The organism is Pseudomonas sp. LBUM1662, from assembly GCF_059695915.1.
Map to the genome: position 1 here is coordinate 5,585,018 of NZ_CP166793.1, position 16,858 is coordinate 5,601,875.

Below are 16,858 nucleotides of genomic sequence, written 5' to 3' on the forward strand. Positions count from 1 at the left end.
TCAATCAGCCTGACGACGCAGGAAAGCCGGGATGTCCAGGTAGTCCAGATCATCTTGCGGATTCATCTTCGCGGCAGTCGCAGCACCGGCCTGAGCCTGGTTGCGCATGACGGTCGGACGGTCCAGGTCACGGTAGTTTACCGCCGGTTGTTCCTGACGAGCGGGCGCCGATTGTTGCGGCTGGGAGGCCATGGAGGTGTGAACGGTGTTGTCGATGACCTTCACAGGCTTCTCGATTTTCGCGCCCAGACCGGTGGCAACCACAGTCACGTGCAGCTCGTCGCGCATGTCCGGATCGATAACGGTACCGACCTTGACCATCGCGTGCTCGGAAGCGAAGGCTTCGATGATGCTACCCACGTCGGAGTACTCACCCAGGGACAGGTCAGGACCGGCGGTGATGTTCACCAGGATGCCGCGTGCACCTTGCAGGTTCACGTCTTCGAGCAATGGGTTGCGAATGGCCGCTTCGGTGGCCTCACGTGCACGGTTCGGACCGCTGGCGCAGCCAGTGCCCATCATCGCCATGCCCATTTCGCTCATCACGGTGCGTACGTCGGCAAAGTCGACGTTGATCATGCCCGGACGCTTGATGATGTCGGAGATACCGCGAACGGCACCGGCCAATACATCGTCGGCCTTGGCGAATGCGGACAGCAGGCTTGCGTCCTTGCCAAGGATGGTCAGCAGCTTCTCGTTGGGAATGGTGATCAACGAGTCGACGCTTTCAGACAGCAGACGGATACCTTCGTCGGCGATCTGCATGCGCTTGCGGCCTTCGAACGGGAACGGACGAGTCACCACCGCAACGGTGAGGATCCCCATTTCCTTGGCCACTTCAGCAATGATTGGCGCAGCACCGGTACCGGTACCACCGCCCATGCCTGTGGTGATGAACACCATATTGGTGCCCTGCAGGACTTCGGCAATGCGCTCGCGATCTTCGAGAGCGGCCTGACGACCTACTTCAGGGTTGGCGCCGGCGCCCAGACCTTTGGTCACACCGGTACCGAGTTGCAGGATGGTCCGCGCGCCGATGGATTTCAGCGCCTGGGCATCAGTGTTGGCGCAGATGAATTCAACGCCTTCAATGTTGCTCTTGACCATGTGGTTGACAGCGTTGCCGCCGCCTCCGCCAACACCGATAACTTTAATTACCGGGCTTGCGGGGATGTTGTCTACGAGTTCGAACATTTTCCCTCTCCTTTACGTTCTCTAGTTTTTTCGCCTACTGCGTGTAGCTACAACGGTGCTGCGGTAAATCTTTAGAAGTTGCCTTGTACCCAGCTCTTGATGCGATCGAGCAAGGCGGCTTTCGGTTCTTCATTGCTGTAGCTGTCGCGGCTGCTGATGCCCGAAAACGAAATCCCGTCGGACTGCTTCTGCAGGCCGTACATCAACAAGCCAACGCCAGTGGAATAAATCGGGTTGCGCACCACGTCATCCAGGCCCTTGACGCCATGGGGCACGCCCAGGCGGACCGGCATGTGGAAGATCTCTTCGGCCAGTTCGACCGCGCCTTCCATTTTCGACGTACCGCCGGTCAGCACGATGCCGGCCGGAATCAGGTCTTCGTAGCCGCTGCGACGCAGTTCGGCCTGGATCAGCGTGAACAGCTCGTCGTAACGCGGCTCGACCACTTCGGCCAGGGCCTGACGGGACAGCTCGCGCGGTGGACGATCGCCAACGCTTGGGACCTTGATGGTTTCACCGGCACCGGCCAGTTTGGCCAGGGCGCAGGCGTAGCGAATCTTGATTTCTTCGGCGTACTGGGTCGGGGTGCGCAACGCCATGGCGATGTCGTTGGTCACCTGATCGCCCGCAATCGGGATCACCGCGGTGTGACGGATCGCGCCTTCGGTGAAGATCGCGATGTCGGTGGTGCCGCCGCCGATGTCCACCAGGCACACGCCCAGCTCTTTCTCGTCGTCGGTCAGGACCGAGTAGGCCGAAGCCAGTTGCTCGAGAATGATGTCGTCGATTTCCAGACCGCAGCGGCGCACGCATTTTTCAATGTTCTGTGCGGCGTTGACGGCGCAGGTGACCACGTGAACCTTGGCTTCCAGACGCACGCCCGACATGCCCAGCGGCTCACGAACGCCTTCCTGGTTATCGATCACGTAATCCTGCGGCAGGGTGTGCAGCACGCGCTGGTCAGCCGGGATCGCCACGGCCTGGGCGGCGTCGAGGACGCGCTCAAGGTCGGCGGAGCTGACTTCGCGATCACGAATCGCCACGATGCCGTGGGAGTTCAGGCTGCGGATATGATTGCCCGCCACGCCGACGAACGCCGAGTGGATCCGGCAACCGGCCATCAGCTGCGCTTCTTCGATCGCGCGCTGGATCGATTGCACGGTGGACTCGATGTTCACCACCACGCCTTTCTTCAGGCCACGGGACGGATGAGTGCCGATCCCGACGATTTCGAGCGTGCCGTCGTCCGAGACCTCGCCGACCAGCGCCACCACCTTGGAGGTGCCGATATCGAGACCGACGATCATTTTGCCGCTTTGCACGTTTGCCATGGGTCCTGCCTCTTCTTAATTCTTCGCGACAGCGGGTTGGGCTGTCGTGGGCGCTACAGGTTCCCGCCAGCCAACAGCGAGGCCGTTGGCGTAGCGCAGATCGATGCGCGCAATGTTCGTAATCTGTTCTTTAAGCGTCTTGTCGTAGATGGCAATGAAGCGGCGCATCTTTTCCACCAGCTTGCCGCGTCCCAGCAGCAGTTCGATCCCCGGGCCCGCGCTGCCGGCGCCGGTGGTCAGGAACCAGCTGCCTCGTTCACGCAACTCCAGGCGTGCAATCGAGAAGCCCATCGGCCTGAGCATCTGGCTCAGCACCTGGTATTGCTGCATCACCTGCTGTTGTGCCCGTTGTGGGCCGAACAGCTGTGGCAAGTGTTCGTAGTTCGCCAGCTCACGCGGGGTGAACGCCTGCCCCTGGTTGTTCAACAGCGATTCATCGCCCCAACGGGCCACCGGCAGTTGTTCTTCCAGGCGGATCACCACTTGATCCGGCCACACCCTGCGCACTTCGGCGTGGGCAATCCATGGCATCGTTTCAAGCTCGGTGCGCATGCTCTCCAGGTCGATGGTGAAGAAGCTTGACGCCACGTACGGGGCGATCCGCTGCTGCACCGCTTGCTGGCTGATGTAACTCAAGTCGCCCTGCACCGCGATTTTGGTGATCGGCCGGTCGGCGTACGGCAGCAAACGCTGTGCGCCTTCGTAAGTGCCGAACCCCAGCGCCACCAACAGCACCGGCCAGAACAGGCTTTTCAGAAAGCCAAAATTGGCTTTCGGCAGGCGCGCAGACATCGGCTCTTTGGCCACCATTCGGCTGGCACCCCGAGGCACCGGCTTGCGGCCGGGTGCTGGAGGGGGCTGATGTCTCAGCTGTGCGCCTTGCATGGTCTTAACCTCGAGGCTCGTTGTTGCCGGCAATGCTGGCGGCCAAAATCGCCAGAACCAGTTGCTGGAAATCCAGACCGGCAGCACGGGCCGCCATCGGCACCAGGCTGTGATCAGTCATGCCCGGAGCGGTGTTGACTTCGAGGAACCAGAACTGCCCGTCGGCGTCCTGCATCACGTCTGCCCTGCCCCAACCGGCGATACCCAGCGCCTCACAGGCTTTCGCCGTGAGGTCCATCAGTTCTTTTTCTTTGTTGCTGTCCAGGCCACACGGGATCCGGTACTGGGTATCGGAAGCCACGTACTTGGCGTCGTAGTCGTAGAAGCTGTGCGTCGTGCCCAGGGCAATCGGTGGCAACACCTGGTCACGCAGGGTGGCGATGGTGAACTCAGGACCTTGAATCCATTGCTCGACCAACACTTGCGAATCGTAGGTACTGGCCGCTTTCCAGGCGTCGATCAATTCCGACGCGGAGGTCACTTTGGCCATCCCGATACTTGAACCTTCATGGGCCGGTTTGACGATCAAAGGGAAGCCCAGTTCCGTCGCTGCCGAAATACAATCAGCCTCGGAGCTCAGTACAGCGTGACGTGGCGTCGGAATGCCCAGGCTGTGCCAGACCTGTTTGGTCCTCAGCTTGTCCATGGCCAGCGCCGAAGCCAGAATGCCGCTGCCGGTGTACGGAATACCCAGGCATTCAAGCAGGCCCTGCATGCTGCCGTCTTCACCGCCACGACCGTGGAGGATGACGAAGGCGCGGTCGATCTTTTCGTTCAGCAAACGCTGCAGAAGGTCATCGCCCACATCGAGGCCGAACGCGTCCACACCAGCACTCAGCAGCGCGTCGAGGACAGCGTTACCGGACTTCAGGGACACTTCACGCTCGGCACTCTTGCCGCCGAACAGCACGGCGACGCGGCCGAAGTCTTTCGGCGCGATTGTGGAGACGAGGTTGACGTAAGCAGCAGTCATTTCAATTTCCCCGCAGTCGGCGCGGCCACAGCACCCGCGAATAGCGGACTGGCCAACAGTTTCGGGGCAAGACCACCGATATCACCGGCGCCCTGGCACAGCAGGATGTCGCCGGCACGCAGCAGCGGTTTGACCAGCGGCGCGAGGTCGACACCACGCTCGATGTAGATCGGGTCGAGCTGACCACGCTGACGGATGCTGTTGCACAGCTTGCGGCTGTCGGCGCCCGGGATCGGTTCTTCACCGGCCGGGTAGACTTCCATCAGCAGCAAGACGTTGGCGTCGGCCAGTACATTGACGAAATCGTCGTACAGGTCGCGGGTGCGGCTGTAACGGTGCGGCTGGTACACCATCACCAGACGGCGCTCCGGCCAGCCACCCCGTACGGCTTTGATCACCGCCGCGACTTCGGTCGGGTGGTGACCGTAGTCGTCGACCAGCATCACGTTGCCGCCGTCTACCGGCAGTTCGCCGTAGACCTGGAAGCGACGGCCGACACCCTGGAAGCCGGACAGGCCCTGAACGATGGCTTCATCGCTGACGCCTTCGTCGGTGGCGATGCAGATGGTCGCCAGCGCATTCAATACGTTGTGGTTACCCGGCATGTTCACCGAGACATCCAGCGGCTCGCGATCAGGGCGCAGCACGGTGAAGAAGGTCTGCATGCCTTGCTGGCGCACATTGATGGCGCGCACGTCGCAGTCATCGCCGAAGCCATAAGTGACCGTCGGGCGTTTCACCAGCGGCAGGATTTCACGCACCACCGGATCGTCCAGGCACACCACCGCCAGACCGTAGAACGGCAGGTTGTGCAGGAACTCGACGAAGGTTTTCTTCAGTTTGTTGAAGTCACCGTCGTAGGTCGCCATGTGGTCGGCGTCGATGTTGGTGACCACGGCCACCAGCGGCTGCAAGTGCAGGAAACTGGCATCGCTTTCATCGGCTTCGGCAATCAGGTAGCGGCTGGTGCCGAGCTGGGCATTGGTGCCCGCAGCGTTCAGTCGGCCACCGATGACGAACGTCGGGTCCAGGCCACCGGCCGCGAACACCGAAGCGATCAGGCTGGTGGTGGTGGTTTTGCCGTGCGTACCGGCGACGGCGATGCCGTGGCGATAACGCATCAGCTCAGCGAGCATTTCGGCGCGCGGCACCACAGGGATGCGGCGTTCCAGAGCAGTCGCGACTTCCGGGTTGGAGGTGTTCACGGCGCTCGACACCACCAGCACGTCAGCAGAGGCAGCGTTTTCGGCACGGTGGCCGATAAAGATTTGCGCCCCAAAGGACTCGAGACGCTCGGTCACTGGAGAGGCTTTCAGGTCGGAGCCGGACACTTCATAGCCCAGGTTCAGCAACACTTCGGCGATACCGCACATGCCCACGCCGCCGATGCCGACGAAGTGGATGCGACGGATGCGGCGCATTTCCGGTTGCTTCATGGCTTTCTGTTTCTCAACCATGGGCCACCTCCAGACAGGTATCGACCACGTTACGGGTTGCATCGGGTTTGGCCAGGCGGCGTGCCGCAGTGGCCATGTCGTTGAGTCGTTGTGGTTGCATCAGGACCTCTGTCAGGCGCGCGGCAAGATCCGCTGCGCCAGTCGTTCTTTGCGGCATCAGGAAGGCAGCGCCTTCACGGGCCAAATAATCGGCGTTGCGGGTCTGGTGATCGTCGATCGCGTGGGGCAAAGGCACCAGCACCGAGGGCAGACCGGCGGCAGCCAGTTCACTGATGGTCAATGCGCCTGCGCGGCACACCACCAGGTCGGCCCAGCCATAGGCTTGGGCCATGTCTTTGATGAAAGGCTGCACTTGCGCCTCGACGCCAGCCGCGCGGTAGCGCTCTGCAGTCACTTCATCGTGGTTTTTGCCGGCCTGATGAAACACTTCCGGGCGCAGGTCGGGGGCGACTTGCGACAGGGCTTCAGGCAGCAACTTGTTCAACGGCTCTGCGCCCAGGCTTCCGCCCAGGATCAGCAAACGCGCCTTGCGACCCGCCAGGGCGGGGCGCTGTGTTTCGAGGAACAGCTCGGTGCGCACCGGGTTACCGGTGGTCCGACGGCTGTCCGACAGGGTAAAGGTGTCAGGGAACGCTTCACAGACTCGGGCGGCCAACGGCACCAGCAACCGATTGGCGGTACCGGCCACGGCGTTCTGCTCATGAACGATCACCGGCACGCCGGCCAGTTTGGCTGCAACGCCGCCAGGACCAGTCACGAAACCACCGAAGCCGACCACGCACACCGGCCGCAGCTGACGAATGATCGCCCGCGCCTGCCAGACCGACTTGAGCACCATGAACGGCGCCTTGAGCAGGGACAACTTGCCCTTGCCGCGCAAACCGGTGGCATTGATCCGATGCAGCTCGATACCGGCCATCGGCACCAGGTCGTTTTCGATGCCGCGCGGCGTTCCGAGCCAGTGCACGGTGTAACCGCGGGCCTGGAATTCGCGGGCGCACGCCAGCGCCGGGAACACGTGGCCACCGGTGCCGCCCGCCATGATCAAGACGTTAGCGCCCATGGGTCGGCTCCTCGGCGAAGTCGCTCTCATGGAACTCCATCTCTTCGCTGCCCAGGTGGGTTCGACTCTCCCACTCGATGCGCAACAACAAGCCGAGACAGGCACCGCAGATCACCAACGAACTGCCGCCATAACTGAGGAACGGCAGGGTCAGGCCTTTGGTCGGCAGCAAGCCGACGTTCACCCCGATGTTGATCAGGAACTGGCCGATCCACAGGAACGACAAGCCGTACGCAATGTAGGCGGCGAAGAATTGCTTGGCCTTCTCGGCCCAATAACCGATGTACATGCCACGCACGCACACAAAGACGAACAACGCGACCGTGCACAAGGAACCCACGGCACCCAGCTCTTCAGCGAGGACCGAGAACACGAAGTCGGTGTGGGCTTCCGGCAGGTAAAACTGTTTCTGCACGCTGTTGCCCAGGCCAACACCCAGCCATTCGCCGCGACCGAACGCGATCAAGGCTTGCGACAACTGATAGCCGGCACCGAACTGGTCGGCCCACGGATCGGCAAAGTTGGTCAGACGCGCCATTCGATACGGCTGCACTTGAATCAACAGCACCACTGCCCCGACCGCCAGGACCACCATCAAGGAAAACCGGAACAGCCCGACCCCACCGAGGAACAGCATCGCCGCCGCCGCACCCATCATGACCACGGTGGCGCCGAAGTCTGGCTCCATCAGCAACAGACCGGCCATGGGCAGCAGAACGATGAACGGCTTGAAGAAGCCCATCCAGCTTTCGCGCACTTCTTTCTGGCGACGCACCAGGTAACCGGCGAGGTAGATCACCACGAACACCTTGGCGATCTCGGACGGCTGGACGTTGAAGAAACTGAAGCCGATCCAGCGCATCGAACCGTTCACTTCACGGCCGATGCCCGGGATGATCACCATCACCAGCAAGCCGAACGCACCAATCAGCATCAGCCAGCCCAGGCGTTGCCAGGTGGCGATCGGAATCATCATGGTGACAACGCAGGCACCCAGGCCCAGCACGATGTAGATCAGGTGGCGAATCATGTAGTACAGGGCACTGCCCGACTGCACGGCCGCTACTTCGGTCGAGGCCGAGGCGATCATGACCAGCCCGAGGCCGATCAAGGCCAGGCAACCGGCGAGCATCGGGAAGTCGAGGTCGATGCCGCGCCCGGTGATGATCGGCGACGGATAAGGCTTGATGATATTGAGCAGGCTCATGCCAGTTCCTCCACGGCGCGGACGAACTGATGACCACGGTCTTCGTAATTCTTGAACATGTCGAAACTGGCGCAGGCAGGCGACAACAGCACCACGTCGCCCGGTTGCGCAACGGCGCGGCATTGTTCCACCGCTTCGACCAGAGAACCGACGCGGATCAGCGGCACGGCGTCGCCAATGGCCTCGCCGATCTTGTCGGAGTCGCGGCCCATCAGGATCACGGCACGGCAGTTGGCCGCCACCGGATCACGCAGATCATTGAACTCGGCACCTTTGCCGTCGCCACCGGCGATCAGCACGACCTTGCCGTCGATGTCCGCGCCCAGCCCTTCGATGGCGGCCAGTGCGGCGCCGACGTTGGTGGCTTTGGAATCGTTGTAGTAGCTCACGCCATCCAGGTCACGGACCCATTGGCAGCGATGTTCGAGGCCAGCGAAAGTACGCAGGCTCGAGAGCATGGCGTCGAACGGCAGGCCGACAGCGTGGCCCAGTGCCAGGGCCGCCAGGGCGTTGGACTGGTTGTGGGCGCCACGAATCTTCAACTCGCGGACCGGCATCAGGTTCTGGAATTCGAAAGCGAGGTATTTCTCGCCGTCTTCTTCGCGGATACCGAAGGCCTTGAAATCGGGCTTGCTCAAACCGAAGGTCCAGCACGGCTGGCCCTCGCCCATCAGCGGACGGCTCAGGGCATCCTGACGGTTGACCACAAACTGCTTCGCACCACGGAAGATCCGGTGCTTGGCCAGGTGATAGGCCGGCAGACCGCTGTAGCGGTCCATGTGGTCTTCGCTGACGTTGAGTACGGTCGCCACTTCGGCGTTGAGTTGATCGGTAGTTTCGAGCTGGAAGCTCGACAACTCCATCACGTACAACTCGACGTCGTCGTCGAGCAAGTCCAGCGCTGGCGTTCCGAGGTTGCCACCGACAGCGACACGCTTGCCCGCGGCCACAGCCATCTCGCCGACCAGGGTGGTGACGGTGCTTTTCGCGTTGGAACCGCTGATGGCGACGATCGGCGCCTTCGCGTTACGCGCGAACAGCTCGATGTCGCCGGACAATTTCACGCCTCGGGCGGCGGCAGCCTGCAGGGCCGGGGTCGCCAGCGCCAGGCCGGGGCTCACGTAGAGCTCGTCGGCACGGCACAGGAATTCGACGTCCAGCTCGCCACAACGCACTTCCACGTGCGGATAGTCACGCTTGAGCGTGGCCAGTTCCGGTGGATTTTCCCGCGTATCGGCCACAGCAAACGACGTGCCCCGGTTCGCCAGGAAGCGAACCAGGGACATGCCGCTCTTGCCGAGGCCGACAACGATGCGGAAGTGGTCAGAAGCGATCAGAGACACTCGTTCTACCTCAGCTTCAGGGTGGCAAGGCCGACCAGTACGAGAATCACGGTGATGATCCAGAATCGGACGATCACGCGTGGCTCAGGCCAGCCCTTGAGTTCAAAGTGGTGGTGAATCGGTGCCATGCGGAATACGCGGCGACCGGTCAGTTTGAAAGAAGCAACCTGGATAACCACGGACAGGGTTTCCATCACGAACACGCCGCCCATGATGAACAGGACGATTTCCTGACGGACAATCACCGCGATGGTGCCAAGCGCAGCGCCCAGCGCCAGTGCGCCGACGTCGCCCATGAAGACTTGTGCCGGATAGGTGTTGAACCAGAGGAACCCGAGGCCCGCACCGATCAACGCACCGCAGAACACGATCAACTCACCGGCACCCGGCACGTATGGAATCAGCAGGTATTCGGCGAACTTCACGTTACCGGACAGGTAGCAGAAGATCCCCAGGCCGCCGCCGACCATCACCGTCGGCATGATCGCCAGACCGTCGAGGCCATCGGTCAGGTTGACCGCGTTGCTCGAGCCGACAATCACGAAATAGGTCAGAACGACAAAGCCTATGCCCAGCGGAATGCTGTAGTCCTTGAGCATCGGCAGGATCAGGGTGGTTTCCACCGGCGTCGCAGCGGTCATATAAAGGAAGATCGCCGCGCCGAGGCCGAACACCGACTGCCAGAAATACTTCCAGCGGCTCGGCAAGCCTTTGGAGTTTTTCTCGATCACTTTGCGGTAGTCGTCGACCCAACCGATGGCGCCGAACAGCAACGTCACCAGCAACACGGTCCAGACATAACGGTTGCTCAGGTCAGCCCATAGCAAGGTGCTGACACCGATGGACGACAGAATCAGTGCGCCGCCCATGGTCGGGGTGCCCGACTTGGACAGGTGCGATTGCGGACCGTCGTTGCGAACGGATTGACCGATCTGACGGTTCTGCAAAGTGCGGATCATCCACGGGCCATAGCACAGCGACAAAACCAGCGCGGTCAGCACACCGAGGATCCCGCGCAGGGTCAGGTACTGAAAGACCGCGAAGCCTTTGTAGAACTGTTGCAGATACTCCGCTAGCAGCAGCAGCATTAATGTTTCTCCAGGCTGGACCCGCACAAAGCGGCGACGATGTTTTCCATCGCAGCGCTGCGCGAGCCCTTGATCAAAATGGTGGTGTTGGTGTCTTGCTCGGCGCCCAGGGCCTTGATCAGTTCAGCCTGAGTGCTGAAGTGAAAGGCCTGTGGACCGAAAGCGTTCACGGCGTGAGCCATCAGTGGCCCGACAGCGTAAAGCGCGGAAACCTTGCCGCGGGCGTACTCGCCCACATCGCGGTGCCCCTGCTCCGCCCAATCGCCCAATTCGCCGATATCCCCGAGCACCAGAACGGTGCGGCCGGAAAAGCCGGCGAGTATATCAACGGCGGCGCACATGGAGGTGGGGTTCGCGTTGTACGTGTCATCGATCACGCGCATGCCATTGCTGGCCAGTTGCGCAACGGTGCGCCCCTTGACCGGTTGCACGGCACCGAGGCCGGTGGCGATGCCGAACAGCGACACGCCCAGGGCATGCGCGGCAGCCGCGGCGGCCATGGCATTGGCGACGTTATGGGTGCCGAGCAGGTTCAATTGAACGCGCTCCACACCTTCAGGACTGTGCAGGTTGAAGGCCGGGCAGCCGCGCGCATCGCGATCCAGGTCGCTGGCGTAGAAGTCGGCGCTTGGGTTGTTCAGGGCGAAAGTCAGCACTTTGCGGCCGCCGGCACGAGCCTTCCAGATGCCGAACGCCTTGTCGTCAAGATTGAGAACGGCGACGCCATCGGCATCCAGCCCTTCAATGATCTCGCCCTTGGCTTCAACGATTTTGTCCGGCCCGCCGAACTCGCCGACGTGGGCGGTCCCGGCATTGTTGAGCACGGCGACATGCGGTTTGGTCATGGCGACGGTGTAGGCAATTTCGCCGAGACGCGAAGCACCGAGTTCGATCACGGCGGAGGTGTGTTCCGGCGCGAGTTCGAGCAGGGTCAGCGGCACGCCGAGATCGTTGTTCAGGTTGCCGCGGGTCGCCAGAACCAGACCGCGGGTGCGCAAAATGCTCGCGAGCATTTCCTTGACCGTGGTTTTACCGCTGGAACCGGTGATCGCCGCGACAGGGTTGGTAAACGCTGCACGGTTCATCGCGCCCAGTTGGCCTAGGGCCTGGCGGGTGTCCTTGACCAGCAATTGCGGCAATGCGCTGTCGGCGACTTCGCGCTCGACCAGTGCGGCGACCGCGCCTTTGCTGGCCACGTCGTTCAAATAATCATGACCGTCGAAACGCGGGCCGGTCAGGGCAATAAACAGCTGGCCCGGTTTGATCGCGCGGCTGTCGATGCTGACACCATCGAAGGTGGCATCAGTCGAGATCAATCGTGCATTCAGTGCGCCGGTCAGCTCGCTCAGTTTCATGGCTTTAAGCATGGGCCACCTCCCACGCGGTCAAGGCGTGATCAGCCTCGACCAGATCGGAGAAAGCGTGACGCTCGCCGTTGATTTCCTGATAGTCCTCGTGACCTTTACCGGCCAGGACAATCACGTCATCCGCCGAGGCGCTGGCGATCAACTGGGCAATCGCCTGGCCACGGCCGGCGACGAAGGTGACTTTATCCACAGCGGTAAAACCGGCGCGAATGTCATCGAAAATCAGCGAAGGGTCTTCGGTGCGCGGGTTGTCATCGGTGACCAGCACGCCGTCGGCCAGACGCTCGACCACTTCAGCCATCAGCGGACGCTTGCCACGATCGCGATCACCGCCGCAACCGAACAGGCACAGCAAACGGCCTTTGGCGTGAGGACGCAGGGCCATCAAGACTTTTTCCAGCGCATCCGGGGTGTGGGCGTAATCGACCACCACCAGCGGCTGGGTGCCACCGCCGAGACGCTGCATGCGACCGGCCGGGCCTTCGAGTTTCGGCAGGACCTTGAGAATTTCATCCAGCGCGTAGTCCAGGCCGAGCAAGGCACCGACCGCAGCCAGCACGTTGCTCAGGTTGAAACGGCCGAGCAAAGTGCTGCGCAAATGGTGTTCGCCCTGAGGCGTGACCAGCGTAGCCCGCACGCCTTCGTCGTCGAACTGCGCTTCACGGCAATACAGGTAGGCGCTGGCATCTTCCAGGCTGTAGGTGATCAGGCGCGACTCACGTTTGTCCGCAGCCAGTTGGCGGCCGAACTCGTCGTCGAGGTTGATCACCCGGCACTTCAAATCGTTCCAGGCAAACAGCTTGGCCTTGGCTTCGCCATAGGCTTGCATGGTGCCGTGGTAATCGAGGTGATCGCGCGACAGGTTGGTCATCACCGCCACATCGAACGCCAACGCGGTCACGCGGCCTTGATCCAGACCGTGGGAAGACACTTCCATCGCAACGGCTTTGGCGCCGGCCTTTTTCAGGTCAGCCAAGGTCGCTTGCACGGCGATCGGGTTCGGCGTGGTGTGCAGGCCGCTTTCCAGCGCGCCGTAGAAACCGGTGCCCAGGGTGCCAACGATGCCGCAATGTTGGCCAAGCAAATCCAGCGCTTGCGCAACCAGTTGCGTGACGCTGGTCTTGCCGTTGGTGCCGGTCACACCGACCAGGTTCAGGTGTCGGCTCGGGTCGCCATAAAAGCGACCGGCGATGTCCGACAGCTGCGCCGCCAGGCCTTTGACCGGAATCAGCGGTACGTCGGTGATCGGCAACACGGTAGCGCCTTCGACTTCATAAGCCACGGCAGCAGCGCCGCGCTGCAAGGCGTCGGCGATGTGCGCCCGCCCGTCGAACTTGCCACCAGGAACGGCGAGAAACAGATCGCCAGCTCGCACATTGCGGCTGTCCAGGGTCAGTTCGCGGATCAACAGATCGCGGCCGGCGTGGGCGAAAATCTTGTTCAGGCTCAAAGACATTAGCCGCGCCCTCCATTGGCTTTCAGTGGAACGACCGGTGTGGCGTTAGCGGTTTGCGTCGGTGGCAGGTTATCCGGGGTGATGTTCATCAGGCGCAGCGTCCCGGACATCACTTTGCTGAATACCGGCGCCGAAACCAGACCACCGAAGTAACCGGCCTTGGTCGGTTCATCGATCACCACCACGATTGCGTAACGCGGATCGCTCATCGGGCCGAAACCGGCGAACAGCGAGCGATAGGAATTCTCGGCGTAGCCTTTGGTGCCGACCGACGTTTTACGTGCAGTACCGGACTTGCCGCCCACGTGATACGCCGGCACCTGCGCACGGAATACACCGCGCGGGGCCTCGATCACTTGGGTCAGCATGGTCTGCATGGTTTTCGCGACGGCTTCCGGCAGCACTTGCGTGGTTTGCGGCGCCTTGTCGGTCTTGATCAGGGTCAACGGCGCGAGTCGACCATTGTTGGCCAGGGCCGAGAAGGCGTGGACCAACTGGATCGCGGTGACGGAAATACCGTAGCCGTAAGACAGCGTCGCGGTTTCAGCCTTGCGCCATTCGCGGTAGTTCGGCAGGTTGCCGACGCGCTCGCCAGGGAAGCCGAGGCCGGTGTCCTGGCCGAGGCCGACTTTCTGCGCGAGGCGGAAGATGGTTTCGCCGCCGATATCGAACGCGACCTTACTCATGCCGACGTTACTGGAATTGATCAGGATGCCGGTCAGGTCGAGTACAGGGCCTTCGGACTTGGACACGTCCTTGATGGTGTACTTACCAATCTGCAAGGTGCCCGGGTACACCTCGACGGTGTCACTCGGTTTCCAGCGCCCGGTTTCGATCGCGGCGCTCATGGAAATGGCTTTCATGGTCGAACCCGGCTCGAACACGTCGATCATGGCGCGGTTGCGCATCATCGCCGGTTGCAGGTTGCGACGGTTGTTCGGGTTGTAGGTCGGCTGGTTGACCATGGCGAGGATCTCGCCGGTCTTCACGTCCATGATCACCAGGCTGCCGGCCTTGGCGCCGTTCTCGATGATCGCGTTACGCAGCTCGCGGTTGGCCAGGTATTGCAGGCGCAGGTCAATGGACAACGCCAAGGGCTTGCCGGCCTTGGCGTTTTTAGTGACCTGGACATCCTTGATAAGTCGGCCACGCCGATCCTTGATGACCTGCCGCTTGCCAGGGACCCCGGCCAGCCATTCGTCGTAGGCCAGTTCGACCCCTTCACGTCCGTGGTCATCGATGTCGGTAAAGCCGACCATGTGCGCGGTGACTTCACCGGCCGGGTAGAAACGCCGGAACTCTTCGATGCCGTAGACGCCCGGCACTTTCAGGTCGAGTACAGACTGGCCCTGCTCGGGGGTCAGCCCGCGCACCAGGTAGATGAATTCTTTGTTGGCCTGGGCTTCGAGACGTTCGGCCAGGGCTTTAGGGTCTTGGCCCAGCGCGGCTGCCAGTGCAGGCCATTTCTCTTTGGCCAGCTGCATTTCCTTGGCGTTCGCCCACAGCGTGGTGACCGGGGTACTCACGGCCAAAGGCTCGCCGTTACGGTCGGTGATCAGACCACGGTGAGCCGGAATCGGAATGTGACGAACGCTGCGCGCATCGCCCTGGCCTTTCAGGAAGGCACGGTCGACGACTTGCAGGTCGATAATGCGCCAGCAAATAGCCGCGACCATGACACCGAGCAAGCCCAGCACCAGGCGGAAACGCCATGGGAACAGTGCGCCTTCGAGTTTCATCATGGCGCCACCATCTGCACTTCAGCGGCGCCGGGAATGCGCATCTTCAGTTGCTCGGTGGCCAGGACTTCGATACGGCTGTGCGCGGTCCAGGTGCTCTGCTCGAGAATCAACCGGCCCCACTCCGCCTGCGCCTTGTCGCGCACGCTCAATTCGGCATACAGCGAGTTCAGCAACTGCCGGTTCCAGTGGGCGCTGTACGACACGCCGATGGCCGACACGAGCACAGCCAGAAACAGCAGCAGCATGAAAAAGCTGCCGCCGGGCAGTGGCTTGGCGAAAAGCTTGCTCACCGCAACTTCTCCGCGACGCGCATGACGGCGCTACGGGAACGTGGGTTGGCTTTGAGTTCGGCGTCGGAGGCCGTCTGCGCTTTGCCATGGACTTTGATGATCGGTTCGAAAGCAACGTGACGGACCGGCAGGTTGCGCGGCAGGTTGTCGGCTTCGCCTTTCACCAGTTTGCGCATGAACAGTTTGACGATACGGTCTTCCAGCGAGTGGAAGCTGATGACGACCAGACGGCCGCCCACTTCCAGGCATTCCAGTGCGGCTTCGAGGCCGGCTTCCAGATCACCCAGTTCGTTGTTGACGTGAATACGCAGGCCCTGGAACGCACGGGTGGCCGGGTTCTTGCCCTTTTCCCATGCCGGGTTGGCGACTTTCAGGACTTCAGCCAGGTCGGCTGTGCGCTCGAACGGCTTGATGTCGCGGCGCTCGGCCACGGCACGGGCCATGCGGCCGGAGAAACGCTCTTCGCCGTATTCCTTGAAAACGCGGGCGATTTCTTCCACGGGTGCGGTGTTGACGAATTCGGCAGCGCTGATCCCGCGAGACGGGTCCATGCGCATGTCCAACGGGCCATCATTGAGGAAACTGAAGCCGCGCTCAGGGTCGTCGAGCTGTGGCGAAGACACGCCCAGGTCGAGCAAAACGCCGCTGACCTTGCCGTGCAGACCGCGCTCAGCCACTTCCGAACCGAGCTCGGCAAAGCTGCGTTGCACAACGACAAAGCGGCCGTCTTCGGCCGCTAGCGTTTGCCCGGTGGCAATCGCTTGAGGATCTTTGTCGAATCCGAGGACTCGACCATCGGGACCGAGCTGGCTGAGGATCAACCGGCTGTGCCCGCCGCGCCCGAACGTGCCGTCCAGATAGCAGCCATCAGGACGTACGGCGAGAGCCTCCACGGCTTCGTCAAGCAGTACGGTGATGTGGTTAAAGCCGCTATCAATAGTCACAGGATCAAATCACGCAGTTCATCAGGCATGGCGCCCGGTTGTTGAATAGCAGCCAGGTCAGCGGCAGAAACCGCATCCCAGGCATCCTCGTCCCACAATTGGAACTTGTTCAGTTGGCCTACCAACATCGCGCGCTTATCCAACTTGGCATATTCACGAAGACGCGGCGGAACCAGAAAACGACCACTGCCATCGAGCTCGAGGTCGACGGCATTACCAATCAGTAAACGTTGCAGGCGGCGGTTCTCTTCGCGAAGCGAAGGCAGTGCGCGCAGTTTGGTTTCGATAATTTCCCACTCATCGAGGGGGTAAACACACAAACACGGATCAACGGCATCAATTGTGACGATCAGCTGACCGGAACTACGCGAAACGAGCTCGTCACGGTACCGGCTCGGCATGGCGAGACGGCCCTTTGCGTCGAGACTGATAGCGTTAGCTCCGCGAAACACGTCAGCGTTTCTCCAAATATTAGCGTTTTACGCTCAAAAAACCCACTTCATGCCACTTTCCGCCAC

General features: G+C 61.6%; 15 protein-coding genes. All 15 read right to left on the minus strand.

Annotated features, from left to right (window positions below):
• The gene (gene ftsZ, locus ACA049_RS25335; protein WP_007943486.1) at positions 1 to 1,194 is read right to left on the minus strand and encodes a cell division protein FtsZ; all 1,194 of its coding nucleotides are present in this window, start codon (positions 1,192 to 1,194) and stop codon (positions 1 to 3) included.
• A 71-nt stretch (positions 1,195 to 1,265) separates the two neighbouring features.
• Positions 1,266 to 2,525 (minus strand): cell division protein FtsA, encoded by a 1,260-nt coding sequence (gene ftsA, locus ACA049_RS25340; RefSeq protein WP_008147519.1) that lies wholly within the window; start codon positions 2,523 to 2,525, stop codon positions 1,266 to 1,268.
• 15 nt (positions 2,526 to 2,540) lie between these two features.
• The gene (locus ACA049_RS25345) at positions 2,541 to 3,410 is read right to left on the minus strand and encodes a cell division protein FtsQ/DivIB (RefSeq protein WP_497330755.1); all 870 of its coding nucleotides are present in this window, start codon (positions 3,408 to 3,410) and stop codon (positions 2,541 to 2,543) included.
• A 4-nt stretch (positions 3,411 to 3,414) separates the two neighbouring features.
• On the minus strand, positions 3,415 to 4,383 hold the full coding sequence (locus tag ACA049_RS25350) for a D-alanine--D-alanine ligase (protein WP_497330757.1): 969 nt from the start codon (positions 4,381 to 4,383) through the stop codon (positions 3,415 to 3,417).
• A complete protein-coding gene (gene murC / locus ACA049_RS25355; RefSeq protein WP_497330759.1) occupies positions 4,380 to 5,840 on the minus strand; it encodes a UDP-N-acetylmuramate--L-alanine ligase in 1,461 nt (486 codons plus the stop codon). The genes ACA049_RS25350 and murC overlap by 4 nt, the downstream gene beginning before the upstream one ends.
• The gene (murG, locus tag ACA049_RS25360) at positions 5,833 to 6,903 is read right to left on the minus strand and encodes an undecaprenyldiphospho-muramoylpentapeptide beta-N-acetylglucosaminyltransferase (RefSeq protein WP_497330761.1); all 1,071 of its coding nucleotides are present in this window, start codon (positions 6,901 to 6,903) and stop codon (positions 5,833 to 5,835) included. The genes murC and murG overlap by 8 nt, the downstream gene beginning before the upstream one ends.
• Positions 6,893 to 8,110 (minus strand): putative lipid II flippase FtsW, encoded by a 1,218-nt coding sequence (ftsW, locus tag ACA049_RS25365; RefSeq protein WP_374039706.1) that lies wholly within the window; start codon positions 8,108 to 8,110, stop codon positions 6,893 to 6,895. Before ftsW ends, murG begins: the two co-directional genes overlap by 11 nt.
• Positions 8,107 to 9,453, minus strand: coding sequence for a UDP-N-acetylmuramoyl-L-alanine--D-glutamate ligase (gene murD / locus ACA049_RS25370; RefSeq protein ID WP_497330763.1), 1,347 nt, complete (start codon positions 9,451 to 9,453; stop codon positions 8,107 to 8,109). The genes ftsW and murD overlap by 4 nt, the downstream gene beginning before the upstream one ends.
• Before the next feature lie 5 nt (positions 9,454 to 9,458).
• Positions 9,459 to 10,541 (minus strand): phospho-N-acetylmuramoyl-pentapeptide-transferase, encoded by a 1,083-nt coding sequence (gene mraY, locus ACA049_RS25375; RefSeq protein ID WP_109634708.1) that lies wholly within the window; start codon positions 10,539 to 10,541, stop codon positions 9,459 to 9,461.
• Positions 10,541 to 11,908 carry a UDP-N-acetylmuramoyl-tripeptide--D-alanyl-D-alanine ligase gene (locus ACA049_RS25380; protein WP_497330765.1) on the minus strand — a complete coding sequence of 456 codons (1,368 nt, stop codon included), beginning with the start codon at positions 11,906 to 11,908 and terminating at the stop codon, positions 10,541 to 10,543. The genes mraY and ACA049_RS25380 overlap by 1 nt, the downstream gene beginning before the upstream one ends.
• Positions 11,901 to 13,364 carry a UDP-N-acetylmuramoyl-L-alanyl-D-glutamate--2,6-diaminopimelate ligase gene (locus ACA049_RS25385; RefSeq protein ID WP_109634712.1) on the minus strand — a complete coding sequence of 488 codons (1,464 nt, stop codon included), beginning with the start codon at positions 13,362 to 13,364 and terminating at the stop codon, positions 11,901 to 11,903. The genes ACA049_RS25380 and ACA049_RS25385 overlap by 8 nt, the downstream gene beginning before the upstream one ends.
• On the minus strand, positions 13,364 to 15,103 hold the full coding sequence (locus tag ACA049_RS25390) for a peptidoglycan D,D-transpeptidase FtsI family protein (protein ID WP_497336974.1): 1,740 nt from the start codon (positions 15,101 to 15,103) through the stop codon (positions 13,364 to 13,366). The genes ACA049_RS25385 and ACA049_RS25390 overlap by 1 nt, the downstream gene beginning before the upstream one ends.
• On the minus strand, positions 15,103 to 15,396 hold the full coding sequence (gene ftsL / locus ACA049_RS25395; RefSeq protein ID WP_438657758.1) for a cell division protein FtsL: 294 nt from the start codon (positions 15,394 to 15,396) through the stop codon (positions 15,103 to 15,105). Before ftsL ends, ACA049_RS25390 begins: the two co-directional genes overlap by 1 nt.
• A complete protein-coding gene (rsmH, locus tag ACA049_RS25400) occupies positions 15,393 to 16,340 on the minus strand; it encodes a 16S rRNA (cytosine(1402)-N(4))-methyltransferase RsmH (protein WP_497330768.1) in 948 nt (315 codons plus the stop codon). The genes ftsL and rsmH overlap by 4 nt, the downstream gene beginning before the upstream one ends.
• Positions 16,337 to 16,792 (minus strand): division/cell wall cluster transcriptional repressor MraZ, encoded by a 456-nt coding sequence (gene mraZ, locus ACA049_RS25405; RefSeq protein ID WP_008147486.1) that lies wholly within the window; start codon positions 16,790 to 16,792, stop codon positions 16,337 to 16,339. Before mraZ ends, rsmH begins: the two co-directional genes overlap by 4 nt.
• Positions 16,793 to 16,858 lie beyond the last annotated feature (66 nt).

Excerpts from the sequence above, each read along its gene's own strand:
- ftsZ (WP_007943486.1), bottom strand. The coding sequence starts at position 1,194 with ATGTTCGAACTCGTAGACAACATCCCCGCAAGCCCGGTAATTAAAGTT.
- ftsA (WP_008147519.1), bottom strand. The coding sequence starts at position 2,525 with ATGGCAAACGTGCAAAGCGGCAAAATGATCGTCGGTCTCGATATCGGC.
- ACA049_RS25345 (WP_497330755.1), bottom strand. The coding sequence starts at position 3,410 with ATGCAAGGCGCACAGCTGAGACATCAGCCCCCTCCAGCACCCGGCCGC.
- ACA049_RS25350 (WP_497330757.1), bottom strand. The coding sequence starts at position 4,383 with ATGACTGCTGCTTACGTCAACCTCGTCTCCACAATCGCGCCGAAAGAC.
- murC (WP_497330759.1), bottom strand. The coding sequence starts at position 5,840 with ATGGTTGAGAAACAGAAAGCCATGAAGCAACCGGAAATGCGCCGCATC.
- murG (WP_497330761.1), bottom strand. The coding sequence starts at position 6,903 with ATGGGCGCTAACGTCTTGATCATGGCGGGCGGCACCGGTGGCCACGTG.
- ftsW (WP_374039706.1), bottom strand. The coding sequence starts at position 8,110 with ATGAGCCTGCTCAATATCATCAAGCCTTATCCGTCGCCGATCATCACC.
- mraY (WP_109634708.1), bottom strand. The coding sequence starts at position 10,541 with ATGCTGCTGCTGCTAGCGGAGTATCTGCAACAGTTCTACAAAGGCTTC.
- ACA049_RS25380 (WP_497330765.1), bottom strand. The coding sequence starts at position 11,908 with ATGCTTAAAGCCATGAAACTGAGCGAGCTGACCGGCGCACTGAATGCA.
- ACA049_RS25385 (WP_109634712.1), bottom strand. The coding sequence starts at position 13,364 with ATGTCTTTGAGCCTGAACAAGATTTTCGCCCACGCCGGCCGCGATCTG.
- ACA049_RS25390 (WP_497336974.1), bottom strand. The coding sequence starts at position 15,103 with ATGAAACTCGAAGGCGCACTGTTCCCATGGCGTTTCCGCCTGGTGCTG.